This window comes from Brevibacterium sp. FAM 24630, assembly GCF_049804075.1.
Taxonomy (GTDB): Bacteria; Actinomycetota; Actinomycetes; order Actinomycetales; family Brevibacteriaceae; genus Brevibacterium.
In genome coordinates this window covers 1-14,554 of the sequence record NZ_JBNBZD010000037.1, presented here as the reverse complement: position 1 = coordinate 14,554, position 14,554 = coordinate 1, and the positions used below count along the sequence as shown (strand labels likewise).

General features: G+C 65.1%; 10 protein-coding genes. 7 read left to right on the top strand and 3 right to left on the bottom strand.

Annotated features, from left to right (window positions below; translation table 11 throughout):
* Nucleotides 1-237 precede the first annotated feature (237 nt).
* Both ACPUD7_RS17170 and ACPUD7_RS17165 read right to left on the bottom strand, forming a co-directional pair.
* Nucleotides 238-1,421, bottom strand: a protein-coding gene (locus ACPUD7_RS17170) for an IS3 family transposase (protein WP_420896842.1) whose coding sequence is annotated in 2 segments (ribosomal slippage) — nt 238-1,161 and nt 1,164-1,421 — 1,182 coding nt in all. Because the reading frame shifts where the segments join, the coding sequence is not laid out codon by codon here.
* Between the two features lie 231 nt (nt 1,422-1,652).
* Nucleotides 1,653-2,057, bottom strand: a complete 405-nt coding sequence (locus ACPUD7_RS17165; RefSeq protein WP_425120589.1) for a hypothetical protein — start codon at nt 2,055-2,057, stop codon at nt 1,653-1,655.
* A 285-nt stretch (nt 2,058-2,342) separates the two neighbouring features.
* On the opposite strand from ACPUD7_RS17165, the gene ACPUD7_RS17160 reads away from it, so the two are divergent.
* From ACPUD7_RS17160 to ACPUD7_RS17150, 3 genes are all read left to right on the top strand, one after another.
* Nucleotides 2,343-3,551, top strand: coding sequence for an acetyl-CoA C-acetyltransferase (locus ACPUD7_RS17160; RefSeq protein WP_425120588.1), 1,209 nt, complete (start codon nt 2,343-2,345; stop codon nt 3,549-3,551).
* Nucleotide 3,552: 1 nt separating this feature from the next.
* Entirely contained in the window at nt 3,553-5,730 is a 2,178-nt protein-coding gene (locus ACPUD7_RS17155; RefSeq protein WP_425120587.1) for a 3-hydroxyacyl-CoA dehydrogenase NAD-binding domain-containing protein, read from the top strand.
* Between the two features lie 127 nt (nt 5,731-5,857).
* Nucleotides 5,858-6,778 (top strand): NADP-dependent oxidoreductase, encoded by a 921-nt coding sequence (locus ACPUD7_RS17150; RefSeq protein WP_425120586.1) that lies wholly within the window; start codon nt 5,858-5,860, stop codon nt 6,776-6,778.
* 33 nt (nt 6,779-6,811) lie between these two features.
* Here the strand turns inward: ACPUD7_RS17150 and ACPUD7_RS17145 are convergent, their stop codons facing one another.
* Nucleotides 6,812-7,444: a TetR/AcrR family transcriptional regulator gene (locus ACPUD7_RS17145; protein WP_425120585.1), complete on the bottom strand. Its 633-nt coding sequence runs from the start codon at nt 7,442-7,444 to the stop codon at nt 6,812-6,814.
* Nucleotides 7,445-7,581: 137 nt separating this feature from the next.
* Here ACPUD7_RS17145 and ACPUD7_RS17140 point away from each other — a divergent pair, with 137 nt between their 5' ends.
* The 4 genes from ACPUD7_RS17140 to cls all read left to right on the top strand — a co-directional run bounded on the left by ACPUD7_RS17140 (nt 7,582) and on the right by cls (nt 14,222).
* Nucleotides 7,582-9,195, top strand: a complete 1,614-nt coding sequence (locus tag ACPUD7_RS17140) for a carboxyl transferase domain-containing protein (protein WP_135537264.1) — start codon at nt 7,582-7,584, stop codon at nt 9,193-9,195.
* An 8-nt stretch (nt 9,196-9,203) separates the two neighbouring features.
* The gene (locus ACPUD7_RS17135) at nt 9,204-11,309 is read left to right on the top strand and encodes an acetyl-CoA carboxylase biotin carboxylase subunit (protein ID WP_135537263.1); all 2,106 of its coding nucleotides are present in this window, start codon (nt 9,204-9,206) and stop codon (nt 11,307-11,309) included.
* Between the two features lie 33 nt (nt 11,310-11,342).
* Nucleotides 11,343-12,515: an acyl-CoA dehydrogenase family protein gene (locus ACPUD7_RS17130; protein WP_135537262.1), complete on the top strand. Its 1,173-nt coding sequence runs from the start codon at nt 11,343-11,345 to the stop codon at nt 12,513-12,515.
* Between the two features lie 234 nt (nt 12,516-12,749).
* Nucleotides 12,750-14,222, top strand: coding sequence for a cardiolipin synthase (cls, locus tag ACPUD7_RS17125; protein WP_135537261.1), 1,473 nt, complete (start codon nt 12,750-12,752; stop codon nt 14,220-14,222).
* The last annotated feature ends 332 nt before the right edge of the window (nt 14,223-14,554 follow it).

Here is a 14,554-nt window from a genome sequence, read left to right as displayed (position 1 = left end):
GGGCCGATGCGCTCTTCGATGCCCACCGCGATGATCCCGAGTTCGGGTACCGATACCTCGCCGACGAAGCCGAAGCGGCCGGCCAACCCATGGCGGCACGCACTGCGTGGCGGTTGTGTTCGGCCAACGACTGGTTTTCCGCCTTCGGTAAGGGCCGGGCGAAGAACGGGAAGAAACCCGGCCCACCCGTTCACGACGATCTGTGGGGACTGCTGAAGGTTTGGTTGACTCCTGGGTTTATGCCGCCAGGGCGACGGCCTTTTGGTGAACAAGCTCGTATTCAACCGGGGTCAGTTTACCCAAACGTCGCTGTCGACGCTTCCGGTGATAGGTCCGCTCGACCCAGTGGACGATCGCTGTGCGCAACCTCGCTCGCGTGTCCCAACGGCCCCGATCGAGGACGTTCTTCTGCAACACGGCGAAGAACGATTCCATCGCCGCATTATCACCAGCAGCACCGACCCGACCCATCGATCCGACGAGCCCGTAATGCCGTAGAGCCTGCTGGAACTTCCGAGAACGAAATTGCGAGCCGCGATCCGAGTGAACGACACACCCGGCAATCATTCCAGACCCGCCACGACGGGCCACAGCATCATCAATCGCCGCCACAGCCAGGCGAGATTTCATCCTCGAATCGATGGCATAGCCGATGATTCTGTTGCTGAACACGTCCTTGACCGCGCACATGTACAGCTTGCCCTCACTGGTGTGGTGTTCGGTAACGTCGGTCAGCCACAACTCGTTGATTGCCTTGGCAGTGAAGTCGCGTTCGACGAGGTCGTCACACACTGGTGGGCCGGGCTTCTTGCCGTGTTTCCGGGCTCGTTTGATCGTGTGCGAGAACAACTGCTGCTGGGAGCACAATCGCCACACACGACGCTCTGACGTCTGCAGACCCGCGGCGTGGAGTTCATCGGCGATGAACCGGTGCCCGAACTCAGGATCGTCCGTATGAACGTCGTAGGCGGCATTGATCAGATGTGCCTCGTCCCAGTCCCGAGCTGAGACCGGATGAGCGCACCACTTGTAGAACCCCTGCTTGGTAAAGCCGAGCACCCGACAGGTCACTGCCACCGGCACCCCGGTGGCAGCAAGGTCAAGGACCAGCGGGTACATCATTTTGGGTGATGGCCACCGAGCTTCAAGTTCGCTTGCGAGAGGTACGCTGCGGCCTCGCGGAGGATCTTGTTCTCACGCTCGAGCTCGCGAATGCGTTTCAGCGCTGCCGCCTGGGCGCGTGACTCCTCGACATCACGGGAGGGCTCGAGTCCGTGCTCGCGTAGCCGCGAGTCACGCACCCAGGCCTGGAGAGCTGACTTCGAGATACCGAGGTCGGCACACACCTGCTTCTGGGTCATTCCATCGTCCAAGAGCTCGAGCGCTGATTGCTTGAACTCATCGGTGTAGATCTTTGGCATGACTACTATCCTTCCTGGAATTTATCCAGTCGTGAAGTCAACCAAACCTTCAGCAGTCCCGTGTCGAATGCATCTGAATCAAGATAGTCAGCTGGCTGACTAGCTGACAAATGGAGCACCCAGCACGGGCGTATTAGCGCGAGCCCCTTCCGATCCAGCATGCATGCTGGATCGGAAGGGCGGATTACGTCGTGTCGTGCGTTCTCGGCCGGTAGCCGATTCGTCAGGCGTTCAGCGCTTCTTTACGGGCTTGAACGACGTCGAGCACTTCCACGTCGTCTTGCCCTTCTTTGCGGTGACGGTCACGGAAACCTTCTTGCCCGGAGTCGCCCCGGAGATGTAGTACTTCAGAGAGGCCTTGCCCTTCTTCGATGGGGCGGCCTTCTTCTTCGTCTTCGTCGTCTTGTAGTGAGCGATGGTCTCAACCTTGGACTTCGACCCGACCTTCGAGACATTGACCCAGGTGTTCGAGTACTGTAGGGGCTTCGAGTTCGACATCTTCACTGCGCATTTCTTCGTTGCCGCTTCGGCCGGCTGTGCATCGACGGCGATGGGGCCGGCGAGGAGGCCGACTGCAAGGGTCAGTGCCACGCGCTTCGAACCCGTCTTCGTGCGGGCAGGGGTGGTCAAGGACATGATTCTCCAGGGGGTCAGAAATGATGAGTCGAGCCATCTTAACCACCCCTGCTGTATTCCGGTTTTATCGAAATGACTCGGCTGGAGAACTGTTATCAGTTCGAGAGATCGGAGGAGACTGTCGGCTCAATCCGCCCCTCTCCCATCCGTCGTCGCGCCATGCTGCGAGCGGGACCAGCGTGTGTTGCTCGTCACCCGAAACCGGGGCACAATGGGACGTGCGAATGTTACTGAACGATCGATCAGATCTTGTGGTCGGTCTTCCATCCAGACTGTGAGGAACACATGAGCGAAGCGTTCATCTATGACGCAGTGCGCACCCCACGCGGTAAGAACCGCGGCGGGGCGCTGCACAGCGTCAAGCCCATCGATCTCGTCACCGGCCTCATCGACGCCGTACGCGAGCGCAATCCGGACCTCGACGACAAGGCCATCGACGACATCGTCCTCGGCGTCGTCTCCCCGGTCGGCGAACAGGGCAGCGACATCGCCCGTGTCGCCGCGATCGCCGCCGGCCTCGACGAGTCCGTCGCCGGCGTTCAGGTCAACCGCTTCTGCGCCTCCGGGCTCGAAGCCGTCAACATCGCCGCCCAGAAGGTCGGCTCCGGATTCGAGAACCTCGTCCTCGCCGGAGGCGTCGAATCGATGTCCCGTGTGCCGCTGGGATCCGACGGCGGAGCGTGGGCGCAGGACCCGACGACGAACTATGACACGTACTTCGTGCCTCAGGGAATCGGTGCCGACCTCATCGCCACCACAGAGGGCTTCAGCCGTGCAGATGTGGACGCCTTCGCCGCCGAATCGCAGAAGCGCGCCGCTGCGGCCTGGGAGAACAGCCTCTTCGAGAACTCGATCATCCCGGTCAAGGACATCAACGGCATCACCGTGCTCGACCGTGACGAGCACATGCGCCCCGGCTCGACCGTCGAATCGCTGTCGCAGCTGCCCCCAGCCTTCGCCAAGCTCGCCGCTCAGACCGGGTTCGACGAGGTGGCTCTGCAGAAGTACCACTGGATCGAAGCCATCGACCACGTTCACACCGCCGCGAACTCCTCCGGAATCGTCGACGGTGCAGCGCTTGCCATCCTCGGCGATGAGGAGGTCGGCCAGAAGATGGGAATGAAGCCCCGTGCCCGCATCGTCTCCACCGCGGTCACCGGCTCGGAGCCCACGATCATGCTCACCGGTCCGACCCCGGCGACGAAGAAGGCCCTCGACAAAGCCGGCATGACCGTCGACGACATCGATCTGTTCGAACTCAACGAGGCCTTCGCCGCCGTCGTGCTCAAGTGGATGAAGGATCTCAACATCCCCCACGACAAAGTCAACGTCAACGGCGGAGCCATCGCCATGGGCCACCCGCTGGGCGCAACCGGCGCCATGATTCTGGGCACTGTCCTCGACGAACTCGAGCGCCGCGACCTCAAGCGTGGACTCGTCACCCTGTGCATCGGCGCAGGCATGGGCATCGCGACGATCATCGAAAGGGTCTGACATGACGAACACTGAAACCACAGCTGCCGACTACCAGCGCAACACCGATGCCGATGGCATCGTCACCGTCGTCATCGACGAGCCCGGCGCCAAGGTCAACACCATGAACGACTACTTCGCGGCCGCCCTCGAGGCGACCGTGGAATGGCTTGAAGCCAATGTCGACGACATCACCGGCGTCATCCTCACCTCCCCGAAGAAGACCTTCTTCGCCGGTGGCAACCTCAACAAGCTGCGTGAAGCCGACCCGGCCAATGCCGCAGAGGAATTCGAGGCTGTCGAACACCTCAAGAAGGTGCTGCGCCGACTCGAGACCTTCGGCAAACCCGTTGTCGCCGCCCTCGGCGGCGCGGCCCTGGGCGGCGGACTCGAACTCGCTCTGGCCGCCCACCATCGGATCGCGGCCGACGACAACCCGAGCGCCCGCTTCGGCTTCCCCGAGGTCTCACTCGGCCTGCTGCCAGGAGGGGGCGGAGTCGCCCGGTCGGTGCGCATGCTCGGCATCCAGACCGCGCTGCAGAAGGCCATCCTGCCGTCGACGAAGTTCAAGGCCGCCGACGCCCAGGCGCTCGGCCTCATCGACGAACTCGCTCCTGCGGCCGAACTCGAGTCCAAGGCCAAGGCCTGGATCAAAGCCAACCCCGAGGCTGTGCAGCCGTGGGACGTCAAGGGCTTCAAGATCCCGGGTGGCTCGCCGTCCTCGCCGAAGATCGGCGCGATGCTTCCCGCTCTGCCGTCCCTGCTGCGCAAGCAGGGCAAGGGTGCACCGATGCCGGCTCCGCGAGCCGTGGTCGCAGCGGCCGTCGAAGGCGCGCTGGTCGACATCGACACCGCGCTGACGGTCGAGACCCGCTACTTCGTCCACCTCACCCACACCCCGGTGGCGAAGAACATGATCAAGGCGTTCTTCTTCGACCTCGGCCACATCAACTCCGGCGGCTCGCGGCCTGACGGGTTCGAACCTCGTCCGGTGAAGAAGCTCGGTGTGATCGGTGCCGGAATGATGGGTGCTGCGATCGCCTACAGCGCCGCGAAGTCGGGCATCGAAGTCGTGCTCAAGGACGTCGAGCTCGCCAATGCGGAGAAGGGCAAGGCCTACGCCGCCAAGCGTGAGGAATCCGCCCTGGCCAAGGGCAAGACCACCGAGGCGAAGTCCCAGGCCGTCCTCGACCGGATCACCCCGAGCGCCTCCGCCGAGGACTTCGCCGGCGTCGACTTCGTCATCGAAGCTGTCTTCGAGTCCGTCGACCTCAAGCAGAAGGTCTTCCAGGAGATCCAGGACATCGTCGAACCCGACGCGGTCCTCGGTTCGAACACCTCGACCCTGCCGATCACCGAACTGGCCAAGGGTGTGAACCGGGACAAGGACTTCATCGGAGTCCACTTCTTCTCACCTGCCGACAAGATGCCGCTGGTCGAGATCATCTGCGGAGAGAACACCTCCGACGAGGTCCTCGCCCGCACCTTCGACCTCGTGCAGCAGATCCGGAAGACACCGATCGTCGTCAATGACTCCCGCGGATTCTTCACTTCCCGCGTCATCGGCACGTTCATCGCCGAGGCGGTCGCCGCGGTCGGCGAAGGCGTGGAGCCGGCGACAGTCGAACAGGCAGCGCTGCAGGCCGGATATCCCACCGGTGCCCTGCAGCTGCTCGACGAGCTGACGCTGACGTTGTCGCAGAAGATCAATCAGGAGACCCGAGACGCGGTCGAGGCCGCAGGCGGCACCTGGGTCGCTCACCCCTCCGAGGCGGTCTTCAACTGGATGGTCGAGCAGGGACGCACCGGACGCAAGGACGGTGCCGGCTTCTACGACTACGACGAGGCTGGCAAACGCACCGCGCTGTGGCAGGGGACGCGTGAGAAGTACGACTCCGGGTCGAACGATCAGCCCTTCGCCGACCTGCAGGAGCGCATGCTCTTCGCCGAGGCGATCGAAACGATCAAGTGCCTCGACGAGGGAGTGCTGACCTCGGTGCCGGATGCGAACATCGGTTCCATCTTCGGCATCGGATTCCCCGCCTGGACCGGCGGCGTCCTCCAGTACGTCAATCAGTACGAGGGTGGCCTGGAAGGGTTCGTGGCGCGAGCGAAGGAACTGGCCGCGCAGTACGGCGAGCACTTCACCCCGCCGGCCTCGCTGGTCGAGCGCGCGAAGACCGGGGAGACATACGAGTAAGTCGCGTATCGACTGAGGACATCCCGCCGAGGCGGGGCGGTCCACAGGAATAGCCCGATGTCCTTCCGGTGTTGTCCAGTCACACTGAACATCCAGTGTCACTGACATCAACCGGAAGGCCATTGCTATGCGAGCCGCCGTCTACGACGCCTACACCGAGAACTTCGACGACATCACGGTCCGCGAGATGCCCGAGCCCAAACTCCCACCCGCCTCGGTGCTCATCGAGGTCAGGGCCGCGGGCGTCAACCCGGTCGACTGGAAGCTGGTCGGCGGCCACCTCGACCCGGTCATGCCCACGCAGTTCCCCGTCACTCCGGGCTGGGACGTAGCCGGTGTCGTCGTCGGACTCGGCTTCGACACCCCGGAATTCTCCATCGGAGACGAGGTCGTCGCCTATGCGCGCAAGGACGTGCTGGGCACGGGGACCTTCGCCGAGAAGGTGGCGGTCCCGGTGCGGGCTGTCGCAGCCAAGCCGAAGAGTCTGAGCTGGGAGCAGGCGGGCGGACTGCCGCTGGCCGGCGGCACGGCTCTGCGCACCCTCGAATCCCTCGGCACGATCGAGGGCCGCACCGTGCTCATCCATGGGGCCTCCGGGGGAGTGGGCAGCTTCGCGGTGCAGATCGCACGAGCAGCAGGCGCCCGCGTCATCGGCACAGCATCGGAGGCCAACCACGATTATCTTCGCGGCCTCGGTGCCGAGCCCGTGACCTACGGGGACGGAATGGTCGAACGCGTGCTCGACGCCGCCGGAGGGAAGGTCGACGGGGTCGCTGACTTCGTCGGGGAAGTCCTCGACGAGACCCTGGCTGTGCTCGCTGACGGCGGCAGCCACGCTTCGGTGGCCGATCCCAGCGTCGCCGAACACGGCGGACGGTACATCTGGGTGCGCCCCGACGGAGCCGAGACCGCACGACTGGGCCTCCTCGCCGATGAAGGGAAGCTCTCTGTCGAAGTCGCCAAGACCTACGGCCTCGACGAGGTGGCGCAGGCGTTTAAGGACAGTGCGACCGGGCATGTCCGCGGAAAGCTCGTCATCGTGCCCTGAGTCGTTTTACGAGCCGCTTCCTCAGCTGTCGGCTCAGCCGACGGCCAATGCCGCGGCCGCGGCGGCACGCAGTTCGACCCCGACCACCTCGGCGCTGGAGCGTCGAGCCTGGTGCGGGGTCGAATTCATCATCCCGAACACCGCATGAACGCGTACCGTCGCCGCCTCGAGTGACCATCCGGGGTGGGCGGCAGTGACGACCTCGGCCCACCGGCTGACATAGGCGCGCTGCAGGCGCCGGACGGTCCGCCGCGAACTCTCCGGCAGGGCCGCAAGGTCGCGGTCCTGAATGAGAATGAGCTCGGGCTCGCTCATCGCGAAGTCGACGTGGAAGTCGATGAGGCGGCGCAGAGTCGCCTCCGCAGGCGTCGCAGCGGGGGAGGCCCCCTCGGTGCCGGTGCCCGACTCGGCGACGATCGCCTCCGCGCCGGACTGCAGGTACTCGGAGATGCCGACGAGCAGTTCCTCGAGCACTGCTTCCTTCGACGAGAAGTGACGGTAGACGGCCGGTGCCGAGATCCCGGCCCCTTTGCCCAGGTCATCAAGGCGCACCCCGTGGAATCCGTGCCTGGCGTAGAGCGTCTTCGCCACTGCGAGCAGCTGCTCGCGCCGCGCCGCCTTCGCCGCCGCTCGTGCCGTCGGCTTGGCCGTGTCGTCGTCGGGCATGCCCGTTCTCCTTCCTCGTCGCTGCTGCGCTGCCGAGCACCGTGATCCGGGCGTTGTCCCGACCGTGCATTGTCACTTTCGCTCGTGAGCAGTATCATAGCAGTCAGTTAATAATCGTTAACTGAAACGAGGATGGAATGAGAGCAGTGGGAACTGCGATCAGTCCGGCAATGGGGCAGGCCAATTCCGACGCCCACGCCGAGCTCATCGCTGAACTCCGGGAGCGCATCGCGGCCACCGCCCGCGGCGGCTCCGAGAAGTCCAGGCAACGCCACATCGACCGCGGCAAACTGCTGCCCCGGGATCGCGTCGAAGCACTGCTCGACCCCGGCACCCCGTTTCTCGAGCTCTCCTCGCTGGCCGCGAACGGCATGTACGACGACGCCAGCCCGGGAGCCGGAATCATCACCGGAATCGGCCGGGTCGCCGGACGCGAATGCGTCATCGTCGCCAATGACGCCACCGTCAAGGGCGGCACCTATTATCCGGTCACGGTGAAGAAGCACCTGCGCGCCCAGGAGATCGCGAAGGAGAACAGCCTCCCGTGCATCTACCTCGTGGACTCCGGAGGGGCCAACCTGCCCAACCAGGATGACGTGTTCCCCGACCGTGAACACTTCGGGCGCATCTTCTTCAACCAGGCCACGCTCTCTGCCGCGGGCATTCCGCAGCTGGCCGCCGTCATGGGCTCCTGCACCGCCGGCGGTGCCTACGTCCCGGCCATGGCCGACGAATCGATCATCGTCTCCGAGCAGGGCACGATCTTCCTCGGCGGCCCGCCCCTGGTCAAGGCCGCCACCGGTGAGGAAGTCACCGCCGAAGAGCTCGGCGGCGGTGCGCTGCACTCCCGGGTCTCCGGCGTCACCGACCACCTGGCGGCCAACGACTCTCACGCCCTGGAGATCATGCGCGACATCGTCTCCACGCTCGGGCCGAAGGGCGCGCCGAACTGGGACGTCGTCGAACCGCGACTGCCCGCGCACGCGCCGGAGGAACTGACATCCGTCGTCCCTGTGGACTCGCGCACCCCCTATGACGTCCACGAAGTCATCGCCCGCCTCGTCGACGGGTCCGAGTTCCACGAGTTCAAGGCCGAATACGGCACGAGCCTCGTCACCGGATTCGCCCACCTCGACGGACACCCGGTGGGCATCGTGGCCAACAACGGCATCCTCTTCGGCGAATCCGCGCAGAAGGGTGCCCACTTCATCGAACTCTGCGACCAGCGCAGCGTGCCGCTGGTGTTCCTGCAGAACATCTCCGGCTTCATGGTCGGCCGCGACTACGAAGCCGGCGGCATCGCCAAACACGGAGCGAAGATGGTCAACGCCGTCGCCACCGCCCGGGTGCCGAAATTCACCGTCGTCATCGGCGGCTCCTTCGGTGCCGGCAACTACTCGATGTGCGGCCGCGCCTACTCCCCGCGCTTCCTGTGGATGTGGCCCAATGCCCGCATCTCCGTGATGGGCGGCGAACAGGCCGCCAGCGTGCTCTCCACGGTCAAGCGCGACCAGCTCGAAGGCCGCGGAGAGACGTGGAGCGCCGAGGACGAAGACTCATTCAAACAGCCCATCCGCGACCAGTACGAAGCCCAAGGCAACCCGTACTACTCGACGGCACGCCTGTGGGACGACGGCATCATCGAACCCGGCGACACCCGCCAGGTGCTGGCACTGGCCCTCGAACTCGCCCGCTTCGGACCGATGGAACGCCCGCTCAATGCCAGCGGCTACGGCGTCTTCAGAATGTGAGCCCCTCCATGTTCAATACAGTTCTCATCGCCAATCGCGGAGAGATCGCCCTGCGCGTCATCCGCACCTGCCGCCGGCTGGGCATCCGCACCGTCGCCGTCTACTCCGACGCCGATGCCCAGGCCGCGCACGTCAAGGCCGCCGACCTCGCCGTGCACCTCGGTCCGGCCGCCGCTGCCGAGTCGTACCTGCGCATCGACAAGGTCATCGCCGCCGCCGAGGCGACCGGTGCGCAAGCCATCCACCCCGGCTACGGGTTCCTGTCGGAGAACGCCGAGTTCTCCGCCGCCTGCGAGAAAGCCGGAATCGTCTTCCTCGGACCCGGGGCAGATGCCATCCGGACCATGGGCGACAAGATCACCGCGAAGCAGGCCGTGTCCTCCCGCGGAGTACCCCTCGTACCCGGCACGAAGGACGCCGCCATGAGCGACGAGTCGCTCATCGCCGCATCCGCCGACATCGGCTTCCCCGTGCTCATCAAACCCTCCGCCGGTGGTGGAGGCAAAGGCATGCACGCGGTGTTCGACGCGGACAAGCTGCCCGAGGCGCTCAAGACTGCCCGCCGCGAGGCCGCGAGCTCCTTCGGCGACGACACCCTGTTCCTCGAACGTCTCGTCGCCACCCCGCGCCACATCGAAGTCCAGATCATGGCCGATGCGCACGGCAACGTCATCCACCTCGGCGAACGTGAATGTTCGCTGCAGCGCCGCCACCAGAAGGTCATCGAGGAGGCTCCGTCGGCGCTGCTCGACGAGGCCACCCGAGCCCGGATCGGCCAGGCGGCCTGTGAGACCGCGAAGTCCGTGGGCTACGTCGGGGCCGGAACCGTCGAGTTCATCGTCGGCGCCGACCGCCCCGACGAGTTCTTCTTCATGGAGATGAACACCCGTCTCCAGGTCGAGCACCCGGTCACCGAGGAGGTCACCGGGATCGATCTCGTCGAACTCCAGCTGCGCATCGGCGCCGGTGAAGAGCTGCCTCTGGTCCAAGACGACATCACGATGACGGGGCATTCGATCGAGGCCCGCATCTACGCCGAGGATCCCTCGCGCGGCTTCCTGCCCACCGGCGGGCGCGCCCTCGACGTCGTCTTCCCCGAAGGCGAAGGCATTCGCGTCGATGCCGGTCTCGAAGCCGGGCAGACCATCGCCTCGGACTACGATCCGATGATCGCCAAGCTCATCGTCCACGCACCCGACCGGGCAGCCGCGCTCGCTCGCCTCGACGCCGCGCTCGCCGCCTCGGCGGTGCCCGGCATCGTGACGAACATCGACTTCCTGCGCACGCTCATCACCATCGACGCAGTGATCTCGGGTGATCTCGACACCTCACTCATCGACAACCTCGACGAGAGCCAGCTGGCCCACGTGCCGAGCGAGATCGACAGACAGGTCGCCGCCGCGGCAGTCATCGAGACTCTAGGCCGCGCAGGGACCGCGATCACCGGTGCGGTCACGGCCCGGGATCTGGCAGGCGCAGCAGTCGGCGGAACCGCCTCGGCGTGGGGGAGACCGGCGGCCTTCCGGACGTCTCGTCCCGAATTCCGCCCCACCGTGCGTCTCGACTTCGCCGAGGCCGGCGAGATGACTGTCGACGACGGCGACGAGGTCGAATACGGCCCGGCACCGGCCGCCGCCATGGCACCCGGGGTCGAGGTGAGTGCACGGGCAGGCTCCGTGACCATCGACGACACGGGGCTGTGGCATCTGAGCATCGACGGCATCCAGTACACCGCCCGCATCTTCTCTGATGCCGGCAGCCGCAGCATCTGGGTCAGCAGCGACCGCGGCGTCCATGCCTTCAGCCGTCCGCGGGCCGATACCTCGCTGACGCCCGGACTCGACGGTGCGGAAGTGCTCGCCCCGATGCCCGGATCCGTCGTCGACATCAAAGTCGCCACCGGCGACCACGTCGAACAGGGCGACCCGATCGTCGTCGTCGAAGCGATGAAGATGGAGCACGTGCTCACCGCGCCCGCCGCCGGCATCGTCACCGTCACCGCCGTCGCAGGCATCCAGGTCGGACTCGACGAGGTGCTCGCCACCGTCGTCGACGAATCCGCCGCCGAGGGATCCGCGGCGACACCGTCCACCGACACCACATCAGAGAACTGAACCGATAACCACGCCGCAAGCGGGGAGGAAACCATGGAAACCTTTGTTCCGGGCATGTTGCCCGAAGAATACGAAGACCTGCGCCAGGGTGTTGCGAAATTCACCGACGAAGAGGTCGCACCCGTCTCAGCCGAACTCGATGCCAAACACGAGTTCCCCTACGCACTCGTTGCGAAGATGGGGCAGATGGGCCTGTTCGGTCTGCCCTTCGACGAGGAATACGGCGGCATGGGCGGAGACTACTTCGCCCTGTGCCTGGCCATCGAGGAGATCGCCCGAGTCAACCAGTCTCTGGCCATCACCCTTGAGGCCGGCGTCTCGCTCGGTGCGATGCCGATCTACCGCTTCGGCACCGAGGAGCAGAAGAAGGAGTGGCTGCCCAAGCTCACCGACGCCTCCGGACTGGCCGCCTTCGGTCTGACCGAGCCCGAGGCCGGATCCGATGCCGGGGGCACGAAGACGAAGGCCACGCTGGAGAACGGCACGTGGACGATCAACGGCAGCAAGTGCTTCATCACGAACTCCGGCACCGACATCACCCGGCTGGTCACCGCCACGGCAGTGACCGGGACCCGAACCTCGAAGTCAGGCCGTGAGGTCCCCGAGATCTCGACGATCATGGTCCCCACCGGGACACCGGGCTTCACCGCCGAACCTGCCTATGACAAGGTCGGCTGGAACTCTTCGGACACGCACCCCCTGACCTTCGACGATGTGCAGGTGCCCGAAGCCAACCTGCTCGGCGAACGCGGACGCGGATATGCGAACTTCCTGCGCATCCTCGACGAGGGCCGCATCGCCGTGGGCGCACTGTCCGTCGGTGCTGCTCAGGGCTGCGTGGACGAATCCGTGAAGTACGCGAAGGAACGCCAGGCCTTCGGCAAGCCGATCGCCGACTTCCAGGGCATCTCCTTCAAGATCGCCCGCATGGAAGCCCGCGTCGTCGCCGCCCGCTCGGCCTACTACCTCGCAGCCTCCCGGATGCTCGCCGGACTGCCGTTCAAGAAGGAAGCGGCCATCGCGAAGATGATCGCCGGTGAGGCCGCCATGGACAACGCCCGCGACGCCACCCAGATCCACGGCGGCTACGGGTTCATGAACGAATACCTCGTCGCCCGCCACTACCGCGACTCGAAGATCCTCGAAATCGGCGAAGGCACGACCGAGGTCCAGCTCATGCTCATCGCCCGCGAACTCGGAATCTGAACCGGATCGGTCCCTGAACCGGTTCGCGCCGGTCGCGTTCGCGCTCAAGCGCTCCTTCGGGGACCGACCCGCACCCCGCCCGCCGAGGCGGTCGTGCACATCCGTACGGACGTGGACGACCGCCTCGGCGGGCGATTCGATCGGGGTGATCGATTCGGCCGAGCCGGGCAGGCGATAGTCTGGGGCGACAGGACATCGAGGTGACCGGGCGACCGATTGTGGAGGTGAACGCGGATGGACCTCAGCGTGGTGGCTACGGTGGCGACGACGACCTGGATCGTCATCGAATACATCGTCAAGATCATCGCAATCGGCGTCGTGCCGGAGAACCGGCGACCGTCGTCCTCCTCGGCGTGGCTGCTGCTCATCCTGTTCGTGCCGATCGTCGGCATCCCCGCGTTCATCATGCTGGGCAGCCCCTCCATCAACCGCCGGAGGGCGGAGATCCAGGCCGAAGCGAACGAACTCATGCACGAAGGCGCCGACGACCTGCCCGATGTGCCGCCCTCGCTGGTCGCCGCCCCGGAATTCGTCTCCATCGCCCAGCTGGGGCGGGCACTGACCGCGCTTCCGATGGTCACCGGTGACAGCCACGGGGTGATCTCGGACTACGAGGAATCCATCGCCCGGATGTCGCAGCTCGTCGACGAAGCGCGCGACTACGTCCACGTCGAGATCTACATCATGGCCTGGGACTCGACGACCGACGTGTTCTTCCGCGCACTCGAACGAGCCTCGGCACGTGGGGTCGAAGTGCGCGTCCTCTTCGATCACATCGGGTCTCGGAAATACCCGGGATTCCACCGGCTGGGCAAGCGACTGACCGCCGCCGGCATCGAATGGCATCTCATGCTGCCGTTCATCCCGTGGCGGGGCAAGGCCCGGCGGATCGACCTGCGCAACCACCGCAAACTCCTCGTCGTCGACGGGGCGAAGGCGATGATGGGTTCGCAGAACATGATCGACTCGACGTACCTGAATAAGAAGAACGTGCGCATCGGTCGTCATTGGCACGACACCATGGTCGAACTCTCCGGCCCCATCGTCGCCGGGATCGAGGCTGTGTTCTCCACCGACTGGTACAGCGAATCAGGAGAGGCGCTGGGGGTCCGACCCTACGCTCGCGACGGCAACGAACCCGAAGTGGGCGGGGCGACGAGCGCGATGCAGCTCATTCCCTCGGGGCCCGGCTTCACCACCGAACCGAACCTCAAAGTCTTCACCTCGATGATGTACCTCGCGCAGAAGCGCCTGGCCATCGTCAGTCCCTACTTCGTGCCCGACGAATCGCTGCTCGCCGCGGTCGGCACAGCGGCTCGGCGCGGCGTCGAGGTCGAACTCTATGTCAGCGAGCAGGCCGACCAGTACATGGTCGACCGTGCTCAGTCCTCGTACTACCGGTCGCTGCTCGAAGCGGGAGTGCGGATCTTCATGTTCCCGAAACCGGCGGTGCTGCACACGAAGTGCTTCGTCGTCGACGACACCTATGCGGTGATGGGCTCATCGAACATGGATATGCGCTCCTTCGGCCTCAACTACGAGATCAGCCTGCTCACGACCGGTGGTGACCTCGTCGACGACATCGTCGAGGTCGTCGCCGGCTACCAGGAGGTCAGCCGAGAGCTGACACTCGAGGAGTGGGAGAAGCGGCCGTTGAGACGCCGCTACATGGAGTCGGCGATGCGTCTGACCTCCGCCCTGCAGTGAGCCTCCGCGATGTAGTGATCCTGCACCCTGCTGTTAGCCTCCGCGATGTAGTGATCCTGCACCCTGCTGTTAGCCTCCGCAATGTAGTGAGCGCGGCACCGTAGCCGGTGCTGAAACTGGCGCGCCGGCACGTCCTGGCGCGGACTTGTGGTCACTATCGGACACTTTCGCCGAAACATAGGTCACTATCGGATACGTTTCGCGCGGCGGGCTCAGGGTTCTAGTGCAACACCGTGGTGCGTTTATCCTACGTTTTCCATCACGATGCCGGCGAGCACCTCAGCAGGAGTCGCGTACTCCAGAACCTTACGGGGCCGCCGGTTGAGCTGATC

Excerpts from the sequence above, each read along its gene's own strand:
- ACPUD7_RS17165 (WP_425120589.1), bottom strand. The coding sequence starts at position 2,057 with ATGTCCTTGACCACCCCTGCCCGCACGAAGACGGGTTCGAAGCGCGTG.
- ACPUD7_RS17160 (WP_425120588.1), top strand. The coding sequence starts at position 2,343 with ATGAGCGAAGCGTTCATCTATGACGCAGTGCGCACCCCACGCGGTAAG.
- ACPUD7_RS17155 (WP_425120587.1), top strand. The coding sequence starts at position 3,553 with ATGACGAACACTGAAACCACAGCTGCCGACTACCAGCGCAACACCGAT.
- ACPUD7_RS17150 (WP_425120586.1), top strand. The coding sequence starts at position 5,858 with ATGCGAGCCGCCGTCTACGACGCCTACACCGAGAACTTCGACGACATC.
- ACPUD7_RS17145 (WP_425120585.1), bottom strand. The coding sequence starts at position 7,444 with ATGCCCGACGACGACACGGCCAAGCCGACGGCACGAGCGGCGGCGAAG.
- ACPUD7_RS17140 (WP_135537264.1), top strand. The coding sequence starts at position 7,582 with ATGAGAGCAGTGGGAACTGCGATCAGTCCGGCAATGGGGCAGGCCAAT.
- ACPUD7_RS17135 (WP_135537263.1), top strand. The coding sequence starts at position 9,204 with ATGTTCAATACAGTTCTCATCGCCAATCGCGGAGAGATCGCCCTGCGC.
- ACPUD7_RS17130 (WP_135537262.1), top strand. The coding sequence starts at position 11,343 with ATGGAAACCTTTGTTCCGGGCATGTTGCCCGAAGAATACGAAGACCTG.
- cls (WP_135537261.1), top strand. The coding sequence starts at position 12,750 with ATGGACCTCAGCGTGGTGGCTACGGTGGCGACGACGACCTGGATCGTC.